Below are 19,529 nucleotides of genomic sequence, written 5' to 3'. Positions count from 1 at the left end.
TACACGATCGCGGTGATTACGGTCGGCCGCATGGCGGATGACGAGATCACGCGCGCGACGAGGCTGCTGGACGCCCAGGCGAAGGCCGAGCGGCTCTTCGCGGAGATCGGGGCGCGGGGGCTCGTGGCGCCCGGCGCGGGGGAGCGGGAGGTCAGCGACCGGATCCGGGATCTGGCGAACGACCTGTTCGGCATGACCCGGCACTGGCACAAGCGGATCGTGCGTTCCGGGCCGAACACCCTGATGCCGTACCGGGAGAATCCGCCGGACCGGACGATCGGCGCGGACGACATCGTGTTCGCCGACTTCGGCCCGATCTTCGAGGAGTACGAGGCCGACTTCGGCCGGACCTTCGTCCTCGGCGACGACCCGGTCAAGCACCGGCTGCGCGACGACCTGGCGGAGATCTTCGACGCCGGCAAGCGGTTCTTCGCGGCCGACCCGGACATCACAGGCGCCGGGCTGTACGCCGAGGTCGAGCGGCTGGCGAAGGAGGCCGGCTGGGAGCTGGGCGGCTGGCACGCCGGGCACCTGGTCGGGGAGTTCCCCCACGAGACGATCGAGGGCGCGCACACCGAGTCGTACATCACCCCCGCCAACGACACCCCGCTGCGGCGCACCGACAAGGCCGGGCGCCGCTGTCACTGGATCCTGGAGATCCATCTGGTCGACCGGGAGCGGGAGTTCGGCGGGTTTTACGAGGAGCTGCTAACCCTCTGATCCCGCCGCACGGCCGTCGGCGGGCAGGACGTGGTCGCCGACCCTGTCCGTACTCAGGCACAGCGAGCAGACGACGGCCTCGTGCGCCCGGCAGGCCGCAGCCGGAACCACGGGTGATGAGGTCCAGGTCGATGTTGTGGCGGGCTCCGTAGTACGCCAGCGGGAATCCGGTGACGAAGATGACGGCGGCCGCGACGAGGATCGCGAGCGGCGCGTTGCCGGTGCCGTGGGCCAGTCCGATGCCGGCGCCGATGGAGAAGTCGGCCATGTAGACGATCCCGCCGAGCGCGGTCGTCGCCACGACCATCGGGGTCCAGCGGCGGTAACTGCGGGGCGCGAAACGGAGGGTGTAGTCCTCCAGCGTCTCCTTGACGGCCTGGTCGTCGCCCGGTGCCGCCGGTGGGGCCTGCGGATCGGTGACGTCTGCCGTGTTTCCGGGGCCGGCAGTAACGGTCAGACCGGGGCGCGGCGACCCCGTGAGGCGTACTCTGAGCAGCCTGTAGGCCACGGTGCCCGCTCGCTCCCCGCGCGGGCGCACCACCGGGGCGGGGGGTACACATGGTGCAGCGCATCGTACGGAGCAAGCGCACCCTCTTCGAGCGCGAGAGCGAACTCGCCGCTGTCGACGAGGCGTTGGACGAGCTGGCCGGACTGCGCACGGACGGCGCCGCAGCGGCCCACCGTCCTCGGGGCGCCCTGCTGGCGGTCGCAGGACGCGCCGGCATCGGCAAGACCACCCTCCTCGCCGAGATCCGCCGGCGCGCCACCACGCGGGGCTGCACCGTGCTCTCCGCGCGCGGCGGCGACCAGGAGCAGCGGGTCGCCTTCCACGTGGCACGCCAGCTGCTGCAGCCCGAGTTCGCCGGCTCGGGTGAGAGCGATCTGCGGGCCTCACTGGGCAGTTGGTACGACATCGTCGGCCCCGCCCTCGGCCTGTGCGCGCCGACCGCCGCCGCCCCGCCCGACCCTCAGGGCCTGCGCGACGGCATGGACTGGGTGCTGACCCATCTCGCCGTGCTGCGCGCCCCGATGGTGCTGGTGCTGGACGACGCCCACTGGGCCGACCCCGAATCCCTGCGCTGGCTCGCCGCGTTCGCCCCGCGCGCCGAACAGCTGCCGCTGCTGGTCGTCGTCGCCTACCGGCCCGACGAACTCCCCGACCACGCCGAGCCGTTACGGGGACTGCCCGGCCGTGCGGGCGGACGTCCCCTGGACCTGGAGCCGCTCAGCGCCGCCGCGGTGGCCCGCCTGGTGCGCGAGACCTTCGGGCTGCACGCCGACGATGCGTTCTGCCGCGAGTGCTGGGCCGTCACCGCCGGAAGCCCCTTCGAGACGGTCGAGTTGATCGCCAAGGTGCGCGACCGCGGTCTCACCCCCACCGAGAACAGCGCCCATCTGCTGCGCGATCTGGCCGCCGCCGTCAAGGGCAGCGGCCTCGTCGCCCGCCTCGAACGTCTGGGCGCCTCGACCGTCCGCTTCGCGTGGGCCTGCGCCGTCCTCGGCACCGAGATCCATCCGCAGCTCGCCGCCGCCGTCGCCGGCCTCGGCCACGAGGAGGCCGCCGACGCCGCCGACGCCCTGCGCGGCGCCCGCATCCTCACCGGCGGCGACACCCTGGAGTTCGTCCACCCGCTGATCGCCACCGCCGTCTACCGGGCCATCCCGCCCGGCGTCCGCGTCGCCCTGCACGGCCAGGCCGCCTGGTGCGTGATCGACGCGGGGCTGGGCCCCGCCGCGGCCGCCCGGCACCTTCTGGAGACCCACCCCGAGGGCGACACCTGGGTCGTGCAGCAGCTGCGTGCCGCCGCCGAGCAGACCCTGCGCGCCGGCGCCCCCGACGCCGCGCGCAGCTACCTCGCCCGCGCCCTGCGCGAACCCCCGAACGCCGAGGACCGCGCCGCCGTCCTGTACGAACTGGGCTCCGCCTCGCTGCTCACCGAGCCCGCCACCACCGTCAACCATCTGCGCGCCGCCCTCGAGGAGCCCATCGCCGACGCCGGCCTGCGCCACCGCATCGTCTACCGGCTCTCCCAGGTCCTCGCCCACAGCGACCGCCTCGCCGAGGCCTCCGACACCCTGGCCCGCGAGATCCGGGTGACCGACGACGCCCGGGTCAAGCTGCGCATGGTGTCGGAGGAGTTCATGTGGGACGCCTTCCGCGCCGACGAACCCGACCACCCCTCCCGCTCCCGGCGTCTCACCAAGCTCGCCGACCGCCTCAAGGGCCGCGATCTCACCGAGCGGTACATCATCGGCCTGCGCGCCTGGGACGCCACGCTGCGCGGCGAGCCCGCCCACATCGCCCTCCAGCACGCCGAACGCGCCCTCGACGGCGGCCTCGGCTGGGCCGAGCCCGACCGCGGCTTCGAGGTGCCCGTCCTGGTCGCCCTCGCCTTCATGTACGCCGACCGGCCCGGCCGCACCGAGGAACTCTTCGCGGCCGGCATCGCCGACTTCGAACGCCAGGGCTGGCGCGGCGCCCACCTCTCCTTCGCCTACACCCTCCTCGCCTACGTCCGCTACCGGCGCGGCCGGCTCGCCGAGGCGGAGGACTTCGTCCGCGCCGGCCTCCGCCTCGCCGAGCGCGTCGGCCCCGGCACACCCGCCCACTGGTACGCCGTCGGCATCCTCATCGAGGTCCTGCTCGCCCGCGGCCGGCTCACCGAGGCCACCCACGTCGGCGAGGACTACTCCTTCTGCGCGCCCTTCCCGGCCGCCGTCGTCTTCCCCGACGCCCAGACCGTCCACGGTGAGCTCCTGCTCGCCCGCGGCCTGACCAAGGAGGCGGCGGAGGAACTGGCCGCCGCGGGCCGCCGCCTGGAACCGCGCGGCATGCGCAACCCTGCCTGGTGCCCCTGGCAGCTCCACCTCGCCCGCGCCGAGGCCCACGAGACCCCCGAGCGGGCCGTCGCCACCGCCCTGGAAGCGCTCGCCCGTGCCCGCCAGTACGGCACCCCGTCCGCCGTGGGCCAGGCCCTGCGCACCGCGGCGGAGGTCTCCTCGGGATCGGCCCGCGTCAAGTACCTGGAGGAGTCCGTCACCCATCTGGAGCGCTCCCCGGCCGCCTACGAACTCGCCTGTGCCCTGGTCGCCCTCGGCACCGAACTCCGCCGCACCGGCCGCCCCCGCGAAGCCGCCGAACACCTCTACCGAGGCCTCGACGCGGCGGTCCAGTGCGGCGCCGACGGACTGGTCGAGTCGGCCCGCGAGGAACTCACCGCGGCCGGGCTGCGTCCCCGACGCCTGCACAGCACCGAGACGGACACCCTGACGGCCCGCGAACGCACCGCCGCGAACCTGGCGGCCGAGGGACTCAGCGAGGCGGAGGTCGCGCGGGAGATGCAGATCGACGAGCCGATGGCGGTCCGCCTGCTGTCGGCGGTCTGCCGGAAGATGGGGACGGAGATCACCGGACTGCCGGCCGCGCTGAGGACGACCTGAGAGCGGTGCGGTCCCGCACGCCCCCGCGCCCGCGGTACGGCCCCTCGTCCCATTACCATGGGCCCATGTCGTTCCTCCGCCGCCGCAACGCCACCCCCGCCGGCCCCGACTTCGACGTCCTGGCCATGGACCCGGGCGACTGGCCCGGCAACCTCGGCGCCGGTCTGCTGCCCGCCCCCGACGGCACCTGCCAGGGCGTCTTCCTGCGCTACGACCTCTTCGGCGGCCGCGGCCCCGCGATGATCATCGGCAACCTCCCCGAGGGCTCCCCGGCCCGCGAGGTCGGCGAGGGCGAGATCCCCTTCGAGGTGGCCCAGCTGCTGCTCGCGCTGGAGAACGAGGAGGAGGTCACCGTCGTCGGCGTCGAGGACATGCCCGTCATGCAGGGCGACAACCTGCTGATCGTGCGCCGCCTGAAGCTGTCGGAGAGCCGGATCTCCTGCGTCCAGTTCGACCGCAGTGACAACGTCCTGGTGACCATCGCCGCCTGGGACCGGCCCATCACCGACGACCTGTACGCCCTGCTGAAGCCGCTCCCGGCGGAGCTTTTCCAGCAGGGCTGACGCGGCTCGTCTACTTGCCCGCGGGCAGCAGCCGCACGTCCGCCGCCCGGACGAACTCCACCCGGTGGCCGTACTGGATCTCGTAGTACAGGTCCTTGCCCCGCACGACCCGGTGCGCGTCGGTGGTGAAGGTGACCGCGTAGTAGTACTCACCCGGCACCAGATCCCCGACCACGTACTTCTGCCCCTTCGGCAGGGTGTACGGCAGCGCGGACACCGCCTGGACCGGCACTCCCGCCGGGTACGCGGCGGCCTCCGGGTAGGCGCGTCCGTACACCGGGACGCTGTCCAGGCCGGCCTTCGGCGTGACGACGAGACCCGATGCCGGCACCGCCGTCGGGTGCTTCCTCGGGTTCTTGAACCAGGCCTTCTGCCCCAGGTACCAGATCGCCGTCCAGTCCTTGTAGTGCCCGGCGACCGCGTACTGCTGGCCGGTGGAGACCCGTGAGCCCACGTCGTTGACGTCGATCGTGGAGTCCGCGCCCTTGTGCAGCCCTACGTCCTTGATCAGGGCCGAGTTCTCGTCGTGGTCGGAGTACAGCCGCACCTCGCTGGAACCGTGCGCCGCGCACGGCCCGTCGGAGGTGGCACAGCCGGTGTACGTCGGCCGGTTGGTGGCGTAGTCGGGCAGGATCGTCACCAGCGCGCCGCTCTTGCCCGCGGTCCGCTTGAAGGGGTGACCCAGCAGCTCGAAGTAGTGCCGCCAGTCCCAGTAGGGGCCGGGGTCGGTGTGCATGCCGGGGATGGTCGACGTGGTCGGGCCGGGCACGTTCTCATGGCCGAGGATGTGCTGCCGGTCCAGCGGGATGCGGTACTTCGCGGCCAGATAGAGCACCAGCCGGGCCGAGGATCGGTACATGGCCTCCGTGTACCAGGCGTCCGGCGCGGCCAGGAAGCCTTCGTGCTCGATGCCGATCGACTTGGCGTTGATGTACCAGTTGCCCGCGTGCCAGGCCACGTCCCTGGCCTTCACATGCTGGGCGATCAGACCGTCGGTGGAGCGGATGGTGTAGTTCCACGACACATAGGTGGGGTCCTGGACCAGGTTCAGCACACCGTCCCAGGTGCCCTCGGTGTCATGCACGACGATGTACTTGATGCTCTGCGAGGCCGGGCGGTCGGCGAGGTCGTGGTTGCCGTAGTCGTTGTCGCCGAACTGCTGGTACGGCGCCGGGATCCACTCGCAGGACACCGACTTCGGGCACTCGGTGCCGTCGTCGGACAGGGCGCGCAGGCCCGTCCTTCCGATCTGCGCGGTGTCGGGGGCGAGGCCGGGCTCGGCGGCCAGGGCGACCCGCTGACCGGCGTCCGTGGTGCGCTGTTCGCCGACGCGGAGCACGTCGAAGACATCGTTGGCATAGGCGGCCGCGGTCGCGGTGTCGTCCGCGCCGGAGAAGCGGGCGACCGCTCCGTACCAGTCCGCCGGGTCGCTGCTCAGCGGCTCGCCGAGGTCCTTCTGGGCCGAGGCGAGGAGTGCGGCACCGCCGGCGACGTTGGCCGCCTGGTCGGTACGCAGCCGTTCGGCCGGGATGCCGGTCAGTGCGGCCGCCTTCGGCAGCGTCTCGAGGCGTGCGGGGAGCCGGGACTCGGCGGGCACGGTGGCGGTGGGGTGCAGGGCGCGGCGGGCGCCGTCGCCGCGGGGGTTCTCCGTGCCCTGGCTGTGGTGCGAGGTGGCGGCGAGCGCGGTGCGCGCGTCGGTGAGGTGCATCGGGCCGTAACCGCCGCTCACGCTCGGCGCGCCGTCGTGCGCGTCCCAGCGGGACTGGAGGTAGGAGACGCCGAGCAGCACGCTCTGCGGGACGTGGTACTCGGTGGCCGCGGCGGAGAACGCCCGCTGCAGTGATCCCGCGGACGATGCGGGGGTGCCGGCGGCCGGGGCCGCGCCGAGCAGCGGCAGCAGGAGGGCCGCCGAGGCGAGGGCGCCCGCGGCCGTGCGGGCGTGTCTGTGGCCGGGGGTGGACGCGGGGTCGGTGACGGATCCTCTCAACGCAGCCTCCTGGGACGGACGAGCGTGACGGGGCGTGCAAGGCCGAGCGGTGGGTCAGTGGTACCCGCTGGCCGACGATCCGTCAATCATGCCCAGAGGCGGGAGATTTCCCATGTCAACACGAGGGTGGCGGAGTTTCGCGGGGGCGGTGTGCGGGCCTGCGGGGCGTCAGTGGCCCACACCAATGGCCGTGTCCGCACCGGCCCCGGACATACGAAGATCCGCGGTGCGCCGTCGGTGGCGCACCGCGGACCGCCGTCCCCGTCAGCGAGTGCCGACCGCCGCGCGCACGGCCTTGCGGGCCAGCTGGCAGTCGTCGTGCAGCCGCCGCAGCAGCAGCCGTTGCTCCTCGCCGGACGGCGCAGCACCCGGGTGGGCCACTCCCGGTGCCGCCGGGGTCGCGTCGTGCATCGAACGCTGCACGGCCGTCTCGTAGGTACGGATCTCCCGGGTCAGGACGAGCATCAGGTTCACCAGGAACGCGTCCCTTGAGGCGGGGCCCGCCGACTGGGCGATCTGGCTGATCTGACGGCGTGCCACCGGCGCGTCCCCGAGGACCGACCACAGCACCGCCAGGTCGTAGCCCGGCAAATACCAGCCCGCGTGCTCCCAGTCCACCAGCACTGGACCGGCCGGGGACAACAGGATGTTCGACAGGAGTGCGTCGCCGTGGCAGAACTGGCCCATGCCCTGCCGGCCCGCGGTCGCCGCGATGCCATGCAGCAGCTTCTGCAGATCGCCCATGTCCCGGTCGGTGAGCAGCCCCAGCTCGTGATACCGGGAGATGCGGGCCGCGTAGTCGAGCGGGGCGTCGAAGGTGCCCGCCGGCGGTCGCCAGGCGTTGAGCCGGCAGATCGCGCCGAGGGCCGCCCTGATGTCCGCCCGGGGCGGGGCCTCGGCCGGGTGCCGCTGCAGCGCCGCCACCCGTCCCGGCATCCGCTCGATGACCAGGGTGCAGTTGTCCGGGTCCGCCGCGATCAGTCTCGGCACCCGCACCGGGGGGCGGTGCCGGACGAACGAGCGGTAAGCCGCTATCTCGTGCCGGATCCGCTCGGACCACGCGGGGGAGTGATCGAGTAAACACTTGGCGACCGCCGTGCTGCGCCCGGTCGTACCGACCAGGAGCACGGACCGTCCGCTGCGGCGCAGCACCTGCACCGGAGCGAACTCCGGGCAGATGCGGTGCACCGACGCGATCGCCGTACGCAGCTGGGCGCCCTGGGGGCCGGACAAGTCGAGTCTCCCGCTGAGCGGTTGGGTGCCGAGCCCCGCCGGACGCCGTGGCCGACCCGCACCGAGCACGGGGGCCGCCTGCCGGGCAGCGGGGTCGAGGTAGGGGCCGCTGCCCGCCGGGCGGGGGTACAGCGACCGGGGCGGGGCGGACACGGAGGACGATGCTGTGTACATGGGCGAAACAGATCCCTTCGTGTGCCTGCTGTGCCTGTCTGCTCAAGTGCGCTGCCCGGCCCGGCCGCCCGGACGCATCCTGGGGAATGCGGCCGTTCTTGCGAAAAGGCGACCGGGTCGGGGTGGCGCGTTCCTACCTGACACCCGTCGCCCAGTGGCACACCATCTGGCGCACCCTGGCGAACCCTGGCGAATAGTCGCCCGGCAACTCTCCCCGGGCTACTGTCAACTCAGCCGAGAACCTGGGGGCTTGACGTGAGCGGACAACCCAACACCCGCCTTGCGGACCTGTTCGGCCTGGCCGGCTGGTCCAAGGGTGAACTCGCGAGGCTGGTCAACCGGCAGGCGGCGGCCATGGGCCACCCCCAGCTGTCGACCGACACCTCCCGGGTGCGGCGTTGGATCGACATGGGGGAGATCCCCCGCGATCCGGTGCCGAGGGTGCTGGCGGCTCTGTTCACCGAGCGTCTCGGCCGTGTCGTGACCATCGAGGACCTCGGTCTGGTCCGGCACGGGCGTACGGGGAAACGGCAGGACGGCGGGAGTGTGGAGCATCCCGACGGTGTGCCGTGGGCGCCCGAGCGGACAGCGGCGGTCCTCACCGAATTCACGGGAATGGACCTCATGCTCAACCGACGCGGCTTGGTGGGTGCGGGTGTCGCGCTCACCGCGGGATCCGCACTCAGCAGCGCCATGCACGACTGGCTGCACACCGACCCGGCCCTCAGGGCCGACGCCCCCCAGTTCGACGACCCCCTGCACGCCGACCCCGCCGGGTTCGACCGCTATGAGGCCGCCCCCATCGGGTCGCAGGAGATCGAGGAACTGGAGCGCTCGGTCGAGGTGTTCCGGGCCTGGGACGCCGCCCGCGGCGGCGGGCTGCAGCGCAAGGCAGTCGTGGGCCAGCTCAACGAGGTGGGCGGCATGCTCGCCTACCGTCACCCCGACCATCTGCAGCGGCGCCTGTGGGGCGTCGCCGCCAACCTCGCCGTCCTCGCGGGCTGGATGTCGCACGACGTCGGCCTGGAGCCCACGGCGCAGAAGTACTTCGTCATCGCCGCCCACGCGGCCAGAGAAGGCGGCGACCGGCCCCGCGCGGGGGAGGCGCTCTCCCGGGCGGCGCGCCAGATGGTGCACCTGGGCCGGCCCGACGACGCGCTCGACCTGATGAAGCTCGCCCGGTCCGGATCCGGCGAGGAGGTGCTGCCGCGCACCCGCGCCATGCTCTACACCATCGAGGCCTGGGCGCAGGCCTCCATGGGCAAGGGCCAGGCGATGCGCCGCACCCTCGGCCAGGCGGAGGACCTCTTCGTCTCCGACAAGGGGGACGTGCCGCCGCCGAGCTGGATGCAGATGTTCCGCGAGGAGGACCTCTACGGCATGCAGGCCCTGGCCTACCGCACGCTGGCCGAGCACGAGCCGGGCGCGGCCGTGCACGCCCAGCACTACGCGGAGAAGGCCCTGGCGCTCAGGGTCGACGGCCGTCAGCGGTCGAAGATCTTCGACTTCCTGTCCATGGCGTCGGCCTGCTTCATCGCCGACGACCCCGAGCAGGCCGACCGGTACGCACGGCTGGCCCTGATGTCGATGGGATCCAACTCCTCCCACCGCACCTGGGACCGGCTGCGCCAGATGTACCGGCTGACCGCCGAGTACTCCAGCTACCCGAAGATCCACGAGCTGCGTGAGGAGATCAAACTGGCCCTGCCCAAGCCGGCGAAGGGCGGCGGCAGCGCACGGGTGTAGCGAGACAATCGCTTCGTACTAGATCACCCGGGCGACGAGCACGCACGCGTCGTCCTCGCGCTCGGTCTCACCACCGAACTGCTCCATGACCGTCCGCACGCAGTCCTGTGCGGTGCGCGCCTCGCCGAAGCGCGGGGCCAGGTCGAGGAGGTGGCCCACGGCCTCGTCACGGCTACCTGCGGGCACCAGCCCGTCGGTGTGCAGCAGTAACAGGTCGCCTGGTTCGAGGATCTGTTCGGTCTGCTCGTAGGAGGCACCGGCGGTCGCGCCGAGCAGGACACCGTCCGGTGCCCGCAGCCTGCGCCCCGTCCCGTCGCGGAACAGCAGCGGGGCGGGGTGTCCGGCCTGCGCCCAGGTCAGGGTGCGGGTCTCGGGCCGGTAGCGGCAGCAGACGGCGCTGCCGAGGGCGGGTTGCACGGTGGCGTCGAGTAACTGGTTGAGCAGGGACAGGAGGTGGCCCGGATCGGTGCCGGCCATCGCCATGCCCCGCAGGGCGCCGAGCAGCATCGCCATGCCGGAGGTGACGGTGACGCCGTGACCGGTGAGGTCGCCGACGCTCAACAGGGTCTGGCCGTCGGGCAGTTCGAGGGCGTCGTACCAGTCGCCGCCGATGAGCGCGCTCCGGGACGCCGGCAGATAGTGGGCCGCGAGGTCCAGGGTCTCGGGTCCGTGGTGCGGGAGCCGCAGGGAGCCACGCCATGGCGGCAGCACGGCCTCCTGCAGCTCCACCGCGAGCCGGTGCTCGGTCTGTGCGCGCTGCTGGTGGCGGTGCAGCGAGTCACGGGTCTCGCTCACCGCCCGCTGGCTGCGGCGCAGTTCGCTGACGTCCCGCAGCACGGCCCACATGGAGGCGGTGCTGCCGTCGGCGTCGAGCACGGGCTCGCCCATCATGTGCACGGTCCGCGTCTCGCCGTCCGGGCGTACGACGCGGAACTCCCCGTCGATGGGCTTGGCGTCCACGAGACAGTCGGTGACCATCGCCGTCAGTTTCGCCCGGTCCTCGTCCAGTACCAGGGACGGAAGTTCGTCGAGGGTGAGCGGAGGAGCGGCGGGGTCGCGGCCCAGGATCTGGTACAGCTCGCCGGACCAACTGGCCTCGTCGGTCAGCAGATTCCATTCGGCGCTGCCGACCCTGCTGAGCAGCGAGCCGCGCCGGGGAGCGGGCGGCACGGCAGCGGCGGGGGAGGCTGTCTCCTGGACGGGGGCGAGGGGGGCCGGGCCGTCCCGCAGTTGTGCCAAGTGGGCGCCCAGGTCGTCGAGTTGATGCAGCGCCAGATCGCAGAGCGCGCGCTGCCACCGCTCCTCGGGGTCCGAACCGTCGCCGTGGGTGTCCCGCCGTACGGCGTCCACGTCACCCTTCAGCCGTCGCGTCTGCGAAATCAGCGCGTCGACCGAGCCGCGCCCCGGCGGCTGGGCGGCTGGGTGATCCGCAGAGAGGTGGGACGGCATGACGCACTCCGATGCGGGGACGGTACGACCAAGGCGGACGGAGGGACCGTTACGACTGTTGCACAGCCCGCGACGCGCTGTAAGGGATTTGGCAACACACGATACGGTGGTGCTTCTGGCATATGCCAGCGTCTCCACGAACCGATCCGGCTGCGCGTATCGCCTACTGTGCCGGGTGGGTCAAGTCGTAGGCGACGTACGTGACTTGGGGCATCGTAGCCGAGCTCGTCGGATGCTCAGCCGCTTGTTCGACGGGTGCTTGTTCGAGCATGCCCGGCCTATGGCACGCCCCAACCGAGAGTGACGCAGGTCACACAAATTAGAAAGCGCTTCCGCGTAATGCGATCGGCGCCTGCGGAGTCGTAACAACAGATCGGCACACCGGCCGACCTCCGACCGCAGGGGAGAGCGACCATGGACATCACCCTCGAGCAGCCCGCCCGTGGCCGCCTGATCACGTCCGACGAGCAGGAACTGCCCGTACCGACGACCCTGCGGTACGTCTCCGCGGACCCGCTGGCCGTGCACCTGGACTTCCCGCCGGAGGTCTCCCTCGACGGCACCGGCGTCACCTGGACCTTCGGCCGCGCACTGCTGGAGGACGGGCTGCGCGGCCCGACCGGCGGCGGTGACGTGCACATCTGGCCGTGCGGCCGGGCCCGTACGGTCCTGGAGCTCCACTCGCCCTACGGCCTGGCCCTGCTGCAGTTCGACACCTCTGCCCTGCGCCGGTTCCTGCTGCGCACCTACGCCGTGGTCGGGGTCGGCGAGGAGGACCTCGGCGAGGTCGTCGACCGCGGCCTGAGCACCCTGTTCGGCAACGTCTGAGCCGGGTCGCTCCCGCGCGTCAGTGTCCGGACCCGGCGTACAGATCCGGGCGCGGGGCGAGGTCGACGGCCATGCGGGCGCCGCTCTCCAGCGCACTCACCCCGGCCTCGGCGACGACGGATGCCGCGTAGCCGTCCCAGGCGCCCGGACCGGTGACCTTGCCCTGCCGGGTGGCGTCGACCCAGCTCTGCACCTCGCGGTCGTAGGCGTCGGCGAACCGGACGAGGTAGTCCTGCGGCACCTCCCGGGCCTCGGTGCCCCGCACGGTGACGCTCATCGCGTGCTCGTCGCCGATCCGGGCGCTGCCCGCCTCGCAGAGGGCCTCGCAGTGCACCTGGTAGCCGAAACCGCAGTTGACGAAGACCTCGACGTCGACGAGGGCTCCCTCCGCGGTCTCGAAGACGACGAACTGCGGGTCCAGCAGGCCGTCCGGCGCACCGGCGGAGGAGCGGGGGCGCAGCACGGTCACCGCCGTGAGTTCCTGGCCCAGCAGCCAGCGGGCCGCGTCGATCTCGTGCGACACCGAGCTGTTGATCAGCATCGCGGACGTGAATCCCGGCGGGGATGCCACATTGCGGTGGGTGCAGTGCAGCATCAGCGGACGTCCCATCCGGCCGTCGTCCAGCAGGGACTTGAGCTGCCGGTAGCCGGCGTCGTACCGCCGCATGAAGCCGATCTGCGCCAGCCGCCGCCCCAGGCGGGCCTCCGCTTCCACGACCCGCAGGGCGCCGGGGGAGTCGGGCACCATGGGCTTCTCGCACAGCACCGGCAGCCCGCGGGCGAAGCAGGCGAGCAGTGCCTCCTCGTGCGCCGGACCCGGCGAGGCGATCAGTACGGCCGCGACACCCGGGGTGTCGAGAGCGCCCGCCACATCCGTGTGCACCGAGGCCCCGTCGATGCCCGCCACCGCCTCCTCGGCCCGGCCGGCGTCGGGATCGGCGACCGTGACCACCCTGGCTCCTCTCACCACCCGGTCGAGGCGTCGTATGTGATCGGCACCCATGTGGCCCGCACCCAGAACGGCCACTCCCAGCACTTCAGACACGATCGGTCGGCTCCCTTCCCTCGACGGCCAGGGTTTTTCATGGTCGTCATGGTCGTCAAGGGAGGCAGCCGGTACGGTCGTTCAGTACCGAAGTACGCCCGCGATCCCGTGTGCGTCGCCGAGCATGCCGTCCGGGACGAAGCGCACCTCCGCGCCGGTCTCCAGGCACTGCTCGACGATCTCGTCCACGATGTCCTCACGGGCGTCGAGGTCGGCGCTCGCGGCCGGGACCAGGTGGTCGCCGAGGACATCGCTCACCGTGACGCGGTAGTTCTCCTCGACGGCCAGCAGCCGCAGCCGGCCCTCGCGGGCGCTGTGCCAGACCTCGTCGACGCCGGCCGCGAACGCCTTGCGGCTGCGGGCCGATTCCAGCTCGCGGGCCACGGTGTCGGTGCCCTTGCGGGCCTCGGCGGCGACCATCGGCCGTACCGCCTGCCACACCGCCTCGGGTGTGCCGTGCGCGAGACCGCCGTGCGGGATGTGCACGGCCTCCTTGGTCACGCTGCCGATCTCGTCCAGCAGCGACAGGGCGGCCTGCTCGCCGGTGACGTACAGCGGGCGGGGCTGTTCGCGCAGCACCATGCCCAGCGTCGCGTCGGCCTCCCGCAGGAAGTGCCGGGTGCCCTCGTCGCGGAAGGTGCTCGGCATGTCGCCGATGCGTTCCTGGCGCTCGGCGTCGAAGTTCTCGAGGCTTCTGGTCATCGGGAAGCCGCCGGAGTGGTCCTCCACGACCCGGTCCGTGCCGCCGCTCCAGAGGGTGACCTGGTCGGCGGAGACCGACAGCACCCAGAACGGCCGCTCGGCGGCCTGCGCGGAGACCAGGTTGCGGGTCAGGAAGGTGTCGGAGAGCACCACACGCTCCGGCACCGCACGGGCCAGCGACCACACCTGGTGCTCACCGGGGGCGGCGAAGATCACCAGACCGTCCTCGGCGTGCGCCAGGTCCACCTCGGCGAGGGCCTGGTCGAGCTGGTGGACGACGTCGGAGCGCCGCTCCCGGGTGACCGCGGGATCGGACTCCAGCTGCTTCTTGGCCTCGGCCACCACATTGCGCAGCCGGACCGGATCCTGGGCGTTGTCGGGCTCCCGACGATGCGTCGGCGTCAGCACGGACACGGCCGGATAGGGCCGCGGGCGCCGGAGCTCGGACAGGGTTGCGGGACTCAGGTCGTGCTCCATAACAAGCACCATAGGACCGTTTCGCGGATGGGGCATTAGGGACAAGGGGGCCGGGCGAACGGGATGCACGGGGTGGCAGCAGGACGGGGCGCGTTCTGCTGTCGGCCAAGGTCCTCGCGCCCCGCCCGGCCCCAGGGACAGGATCGTCCCATGCCGTCGATCTTCGTTCTCGTGCACAGTCCGTCCGTGGGGCCCTCGACCTGGCGTCCGGTGGCCGACCACCTGACGGCCGCGGGCCATCAGGTACGGGTGCCGTCCCTGCTGCACATCGGCGCCGGTGGCCCGCCTTTCTGGCCGCGCGTCGCCGCCGCCGTCCGCGACGATCTGCGGCAGGTGCCGCCGGACGGCCCCGTCACGCTGGTCGCCCACAGCAACGCGGGCCTGTTCCTCCCGACGATCCGCGCCGGTCTCGAGCGAACGGTCGCCGCCTCGGTCTTCGTCGACGCCGCGCTGCCGGCCCGGAGCGGGGCAACCCCGGTCGCGTCACCGGAGTTGCTCGACTTCCTGCGCCCGATGGCGGTCGGCGGCAGACTGCCCCGCTGGACCGACTGGTGGGACGAGGAGGACGTCGCGCCGATGCTCCCCGATCCCGAGGTGCGCAAGGGGGTCGTCCAGGAACAGCCCACCCTGCCGCTGTCCTACTACGAGCAGCGCATCCCGGTCCCGGCCGGCTGGGACGACCACCCCTGTTCCTACCTGCTGTTCGGACCTCCCTACGACGACCTCGCCGCCGAGGCGCGCGGACGCGGCTGGCGGGTGGCCCACCTGCCCGGTGCCCACCTCCACCAGCTGGTCGACCCGGCCGCCACGGCCCGGCACCTCGTCGAACTCGGGGGTGCCGCCTGATGCTGAACCGGCGTGATCCCTAGCGGGGCGCGGTCACCGCGATGTTGCCCTGTGCCACCGCGCACAGGGTCGGCGCCCCGGCGCCGTCGACGGTCGTCAGGTCGCAGCGGCACACGATCCGGGTCCGGCCCGCCCGTATCACCTGGGCATGGGCGCGCAGGATCTCGCCGGTGGCGGGACGCAGGTAGTCGATGGTGAGACCGGAGGTGATCAGGCCGGGCCCGGCCACCGTGGCCGCGGCGATCGTCAGCGTGTTGTCGGCGGCGTAGGAGAGGACCCCGCCGTGGACGAAGCCGTACTGCTGGAGCAGGTCCTCACGGATGTCCAGCTCCAGCGTGGCTTCACCGTCTCCGAAGGCCGTCAGGCGGGCGCCCAGCAGACGGCTGAAGGGCTGCGCCGCGAGGGTCTTCCGGGCGAGCTCAAGATCCATCGCCGCGCCCACCTCCAGCCTCAGTTCACCAGTGAAGTGAGAGTGGCGCGCAAGGGTGTCCTCTGTCAACATCGGCCCATGTCCGAGCCCGACCAGCGTCTGTTCTTCCTGCTGCAACGCGCCGCACACCGGCTGCGCACCACGGCGGACCGGCGCTGCGTGGCCGCGGCCGGAGTCACCACGGCCCAGCTCGGGGCGCTGTTCGCCGTGCGGGACCGGCCCGGCACCACCCAGCAGGAACTCGCCCGCACCCTCGGGCTGCGCGAGTCCGCCATCACCGCGCTGGTCACCCGCCTCAGCTCAGCGGGCCTGCTGAGCAAGCGACCGCACCCCCGCCAACACCGGGCCGTGGTACTGGAGTTGACCGCCAAGGGTGCGGACGCCCTGCGGGCCGCGCAACCGGAGATCGACGCCTTCAACGCCGAAGTGCGGTCCCTCCTCGGCGAGGAGGGCTTCGTCCACACGGCCGGCGCGCTGCACCGCCTCGCCCACTGGGACGAGTGACGTCCTCCTCAGTCGTCCTCGTCCGCCCCGCACGAGCTGCCGCTCGGGGGCAGGGAGCCGTAGAGCAGGAAGTCGTCGACCTTCTGGTGCACGCACTTGGAGGAGCCGTAACCGGTGTGGCCCTCGCCCCTGTTGTCGAGGACCACGGCCGAGGAGCCGAGCCGTTTCGCGGTCTCCACGGTCCACCGGTACGGGGTGGCCGGGTCTCCGCGGGTGCCGACCAGGAGCATCCTGGGGGAGGGGAGGTCGCGCACCTTGTCGCGGATGTAGTCGGTGCCCTTGGGGCGGCCGTAGCACATGAGCAGTTGGGTGAGCCGGTAGCGGCCGAAGACGGGGGAGGCCTCCTCGTACTGGGCCCGGAGCCGGGCCAGGTCCTTGGTGAGCTGCTCGGCGCTGGGGCGGTCGGGATCGTCGGCGCAGTTGATCGCCATCAGCGCCGCGGGGAGATTGTCGAGCGGGACGTCGTCCTCGTCGACCAGGCCGCCGTCCCCCGCGTGCGGTGCGGAGGGCGAGAAACCGCCGTGCGCGAACGCCATGACGCCGCGGGTGTCGCCGTCCTCCACGAGTTGGGCCAGGGCCCGCTCCAGCGAGGGCCACAACTCCTCGCTGTACAGGCCCTGTCCGATGGCGCCCACGAGGTCCTGGCCGGTGAACTGTTGGCCAATGTCGGTCGACACCGGGTCCTCGTCGAGGGAGTGGACCAGCTGCACGACCTGCTCACCGGCGCGCCGGGCGTCCTGGCCCAGCGGGCAGGCGATGTCCTTGACGCACCAGTCGACGAAGTCGTCCAGCGCCGTCTGCTGCCCCTCGGCGCCCGCGATGCCCTGCTCGGACATCGGTTCGGTGAGGGTGTCGACACCGTCGAGCACCAACCGGCCGACCTTCTTGGGGAACTGGGCCGCGTACACGGCGCCGAGCCGGGTTCCGTAGGAGAAACCGAGGTAGTTGAGCTTTTTGTCGCCCAGGGCCTGGCGCATCACGTCCAGGTCGCGGGCGGCGTACATCGTGCCTATGTACGGCAGGACGGGCCCGGAGTGCCTGGCGCACTCGGCGGCGGCCTTCCGCAACTGCCGCAGCACGTCCTGCGGATGGGCCAGGTCCGGGTCGCCCGCCTCCGCGACCGACGCCTCGTCGACACCGTTGCCGCAGCTGACCGGGGAGGACCGGCCGACGCCGCGCGGGTCGAACGTGACCACGTCGTAGGCGTTCGTCAGGCCCATGAAGTCCTTGCCGCCGCCCGCGAGTTCGCTCACGCCCGCCCCGCCTGGCCCACCGAAGTTCAGCAGGACCGAGCCGCGCTTCGGGCCCGTCGCGCGGTAGCGGGCCAGCGCGAGGTCGAGCGTGCCGGCGCGGGGGCGGGCGTAGTCGAGCGGCACGGTGATCTTGCCGCACTGCAGATCCGTCGGCACGTCCGCGCCCTTGCACCGGGTCCAGTGGATCTGCTGCCCGTAGAAGCGGGACAGGTCGGGGCCGGCGCGTTCGGCGGCGGCCGTCGGCAGCCCCGCGGCGAGCAGGGTCGCGGCGGCGGTCGCGGTCACCGCGCAGCGCCGCACCGCGGGCCGCGTCGACAGCTTGGCCAGCATCGATGCCTCCATGGGCGCCCGTCGCGGACCAGCAGAACGGCACCCTCGATCACGATAAGCGGACCCCGGAGCGCGCGCCTCCGGACGGGCGGGAGTGTCCGGGGTGCCGTACGCTCCGGCCGCGCCGGCAGTGATCGGACGGTTTTACGGCCAGTTCGACAACCGTGCCGCTCGATGGGGTGAAAGGCCGATAAGCCATAACTCGGATCGTTCGCCCGGCGTTTTACGCGGTGCGGGCAGCTGCCCGTCTCCCCGGCGCGGGCGGTGGCCCGCGACCACGTCTGGAAGGCAGCCAAGCCATGAGAAGGGTTACCCGAAACGGCGTGATCGCCGTCGCCGCCGCCTCCGGCGCGATGGCGCTGACGGCTCCCGCCCACGCCGACTCCTCGGCGGACGGTGCCGCGGCCGACTCGCCCGGGCTGATCTCCGGCAACACCGTGCAGCTGCCGGTGCACGTGCCGGTCGAGGTCTGCGGGAACACCGTGAACGTCGGGGGGCTCTTCAACCCCGCGTCCGGCAACCGTTGCGCCGACGAGGGCGGGCACCGCACCCCGGGCGCGCCCGCGGCCCACGACAGCCGGGCACACGGCGGAGGAAAGGATTCACCGGGCGTCCTGTCCGGCAACGGCCTGCAGCTCCCCGTGCACCTCCCCCTGAACGTCAGCGGCAACACGGTGAATGTGGTCGGCGTCGGCAACGCGGCCGTGGACAACCACTCCGCCAACACCTCCGGCGACCGCCCCCGCCACCCCACCCACCGCACTCCCGAGCCACCTGTCCCGTCCAAGCTCCACCCCGGCCCGCCTGCCGCCCCCGAGCACACCGCCGCGTCCCTCGCTCACACGGGCACGAACGCGACCTTGCCGGCCGCTGCGGCGAGCGCCGCGCTGATTCTGGCGGGAGCAGTTGTCTACCGCCGCTCCCGTCCCCGCGCGGACCGCTGAGCACACAGACCCACAGGCCGGAAGGCCGGCCGGCGAGCGATGGGCGGGGTTGCCGACGCGCCCTCGCGGGCGGGTGATCGGCGCGGCGCATCACTGAGCCGTCACGGCGGCGCGCCGACGCCGCCGGCTCAGCGAGCCGTTGCTGTCAGGAGGACCATGCCCGAGTCGCCATAGTTCGGGAGTGTCGGGTCGGTGTCGATCCGGGTGACGGACAGGGTCCGGGTGAGGGGGGTGAAGACCTTGGTGACCGTTTCCGGGCTCACCGGGCAGCCGGGCCAGATGGAAGCCGGGCCGATGCGGTACGTCGGCATGTTCTCCATGAAGGCCGCCACGAGATACCCGCCCGGTGCGACGCAGCGCACGAAGGCGCGGCAGAAGTCGGCGAACTCCGCGAGGTCCTCCGTGGCGCCCTCCGCGACGAAGTGCATGGACGCCAGGCCGTACGCCCCGGGTTCCAGCCCGCGCGCGTCGGCGTGGACGACGTCGACGTACGCCAGCGCTCCCGCCAGCGTGGCGGGTATGTCCGGATTGAGCCTCCGGCACAGCGCGTGGAACGGCAGCCAGCTTGCGTCGGGCCCGTGCCGCAGTTGCCGCTCCAGATAGGCGACGTTGCCCGCCCCCGCCTCCACCGCCTCGATACGACGGCTCGCGGCGGACGCGAGGATCAGCGGGTAGAGATTGGGCCCCGCGCCGAACTCGACCGACCGCTCGACACAGCCCGGTGCCAGCCGCCGGTAGAACTCCGAGTGGTGGGCGATGACCGCGGCGTCCGACGGATGCAGGTCCCGGTAGTTCTCCGCGAGGTAGTCCGCGATCGGCCACCGGTCCCAGTCCACGTCGTCGTTGTGCGTGGTCAC

The 19,529-nt window shown here is 72.3% G+C and carries 16 protein-coding genes and 1 pseudogene; 8 read left to right on the top strand and 9 right to left on the bottom strand.

Annotated elements, in window-relative coordinates:
- Nucleotides 1–30: 30 nt before the first annotated feature.
- The gene (locus tag ABZZ74_RS12880) at nt 31–720 is read left to right on the top strand and encodes a M24 family metallopeptidase (protein ID WP_356764067.1); all 690 of its coding nucleotides are present in this window, start codon (nt 31–33) and stop codon (nt 718–720) included.
- A 48-nt stretch (nt 721–768) separates the two neighbouring features.
- Here the strand turns inward: ABZZ74_RS12880 and ABZZ74_RS12875 are convergent.
- Nucleotides 769–1,177: pseudogene (locus tag ABZZ74_RS12875) on the bottom strand (hypothetical protein); the annotation flags it as partial.
- A gap of 101 nt (nt 1,178–1,278) precedes the next feature.
- Between ABZZ74_RS12875 and ABZZ74_RS12870 the strand changes: the two are divergent.
- Nucleotides 1,279–4,161, top strand: a complete 2,883-nt coding sequence (locus ABZZ74_RS12870; protein WP_356764065.1) for an AAA family ATPase — start codon at nt 1,279–1,281, stop codon at nt 4,159–4,161.
- Nucleotides 4,162–4,226: 65 nt separating this feature from the next.
- A complete protein-coding gene (locus ABZZ74_RS12865) occupies nt 4,227–4,724 on the top strand; it encodes a hypothetical protein (RefSeq protein ID WP_208781660.1) in 498 nt (165 codons plus the stop codon).
- Between the two features lie 10 nt (nt 4,725–4,734).
- Here ABZZ74_RS12865 and ABZZ74_RS12860 read toward each other — a convergent pair whose 3' ends face one another.
- Nucleotides 4,735–6,711, bottom strand: coding sequence for a peptidoglycan recognition family protein (locus ABZZ74_RS12860; protein ID WP_356764062.1), 1,977 nt, complete (start codon nt 6,709–6,711; stop codon nt 4,735–4,737).
- Between the two features lie 264 nt (nt 6,712–6,975).
- Entirely contained in the window at nt 6,976–8,118 is a 1,143-nt protein-coding gene (locus tag ABZZ74_RS12855) for an aminoglycoside phosphotransferase family protein (protein WP_356764060.1), read from the bottom strand.
- 255 nt (nt 8,119–8,373) lie between these two features.
- Between ABZZ74_RS12855 and ABZZ74_RS12850 the strand changes: the two genes are divergently transcribed.
- Nucleotides 8,374–9,864, top strand: a complete 1,491-nt coding sequence (locus ABZZ74_RS12850) for a hypothetical protein (RefSeq protein WP_356764058.1) — start codon at nt 8,374–8,376, stop codon at nt 9,862–9,864.
- 18 nt (nt 9,865–9,882) lie between these two features.
- Here the strand turns inward: ABZZ74_RS12850 and ABZZ74_RS12845 are convergent, their stop codons facing one another.
- A complete protein-coding gene (locus ABZZ74_RS12845) occupies nt 9,883–11,313 on the bottom strand; it encodes a SpoIIE family protein phosphatase (protein ID WP_356764056.1) in 1,431 nt (476 codons plus the stop codon).
- Nucleotides 11,314–11,727: 414 nt separating this feature from the next.
- Here ABZZ74_RS12845 and ABZZ74_RS12840 point away from each other — a divergent pair, with 414 nt between their 5' ends.
- A complete protein-coding gene (locus ABZZ74_RS12840) occupies nt 11,728–12,141 on the top strand; it encodes an SsgA family sporulation/cell division regulator (RefSeq protein WP_356764054.1) in 414 nt (137 codons plus the stop codon).
- A 19-nt stretch (nt 12,142–12,160) separates the two neighbouring features.
- Here the strand turns inward: ABZZ74_RS12840 and ABZZ74_RS12835 are convergent, their stop codons facing one another.
- Together ABZZ74_RS12835 and ABZZ74_RS12830 are read right to left on the bottom strand one after the other, a co-directional pair.
- Nucleotides 12,161–13,186, bottom strand: coding sequence for a Gfo/Idh/MocA family oxidoreductase (locus ABZZ74_RS12835; RefSeq protein WP_356764052.1), 1,026 nt, complete (start codon nt 13,184–13,186; stop codon nt 12,161–12,163).
- Nucleotides 13,187–13,267: 81 nt separating this feature from the next.
- Nucleotides 13,268–14,365: a chemotaxis protein gene (locus tag ABZZ74_RS12830; RefSeq protein WP_356764050.1), complete on the bottom strand. Its 1,098-nt coding sequence runs from the start codon at nt 14,363–14,365 to the stop codon at nt 13,268–13,270.
- A gap of 150 nt (nt 14,366–14,515) precedes the next feature.
- Between ABZZ74_RS12830 and ABZZ74_RS12825 the strand changes: the two genes are divergently transcribed.
- Complete coding sequence (locus ABZZ74_RS12825; protein WP_356764048.1) at nt 14,516–15,211, top strand: alpha/beta hydrolase; 696 nt, start codon at nt 14,516–14,518, stop codon at nt 15,209–15,211.
- Between the two features lie 19 nt (nt 15,212–15,230).
- Here ABZZ74_RS12825 and ABZZ74_RS12820 read toward each other — a convergent pair whose 3' ends face one another.
- Nucleotides 15,231–15,641: a PaaI family thioesterase gene (locus ABZZ74_RS12820; protein WP_356764046.1), complete on the bottom strand. Its 411-nt coding sequence runs from the start codon at nt 15,639–15,641 to the stop codon at nt 15,231–15,233.
- A gap of 78 nt (nt 15,642–15,719) precedes the next feature.
- On the opposite strand from ABZZ74_RS12820, the gene ABZZ74_RS12815 reads away from it, so the two are divergent.
- On the top strand, nt 15,720–16,145 hold the full coding sequence (locus tag ABZZ74_RS12815) for a MarR family winged helix-turn-helix transcriptional regulator (protein WP_356764044.1): 426 nt from the start codon (nt 15,720–15,722) through the stop codon (nt 16,143–16,145).
- Between the two features lie 8 nt (nt 16,146–16,153).
- On the opposite strand, the gene ABZZ74_RS12810 is transcribed toward ABZZ74_RS12815, so the two are convergent.
- A complete protein-coding gene (locus ABZZ74_RS12810; protein ID WP_356764042.1) occupies nt 16,154–17,728 on the bottom strand; it encodes an alpha/beta hydrolase in 1,575 nt (524 codons plus the stop codon).
- Nucleotides 17,729–18,027: 299 nt separating this feature from the next.
- On the opposite strand from ABZZ74_RS12810, the gene ABZZ74_RS12805 reads away from it, so the two are divergent.
- Complete coding sequence (locus ABZZ74_RS12805) at nt 18,028–18,672, top strand: chaplin (protein ID WP_356764040.1); 645 nt, start codon at nt 18,028–18,030, stop codon at nt 18,670–18,672.
- Nucleotides 18,673–18,800: 128 nt separating this feature from the next.
- On the opposite strand, the gene ABZZ74_RS12800 is transcribed toward ABZZ74_RS12805, so the two are convergent.
- Nucleotides 18,801–19,529 (bottom strand): class I SAM-dependent methyltransferase, encoded by a 729-nt coding sequence (locus ABZZ74_RS12800; RefSeq protein ID WP_356764038.1) that lies wholly within the window; start codon nt 19,527–19,529, stop codon nt 18,801–18,803.

The sequence above is a fragment of the Streptomyces sp. NPDC006476 genome (genome assembly GCF_040612015.1).
Taxonomy (GTDB): Bacteria; Actinomycetota; Actinomycetes; order Streptomycetales; family Streptomycetaceae; genus Streptomyces; species Streptomyces griseorubiginosus_B.
This window is presented reverse-complemented; position numbering and strand designations above follow the sequence as displayed.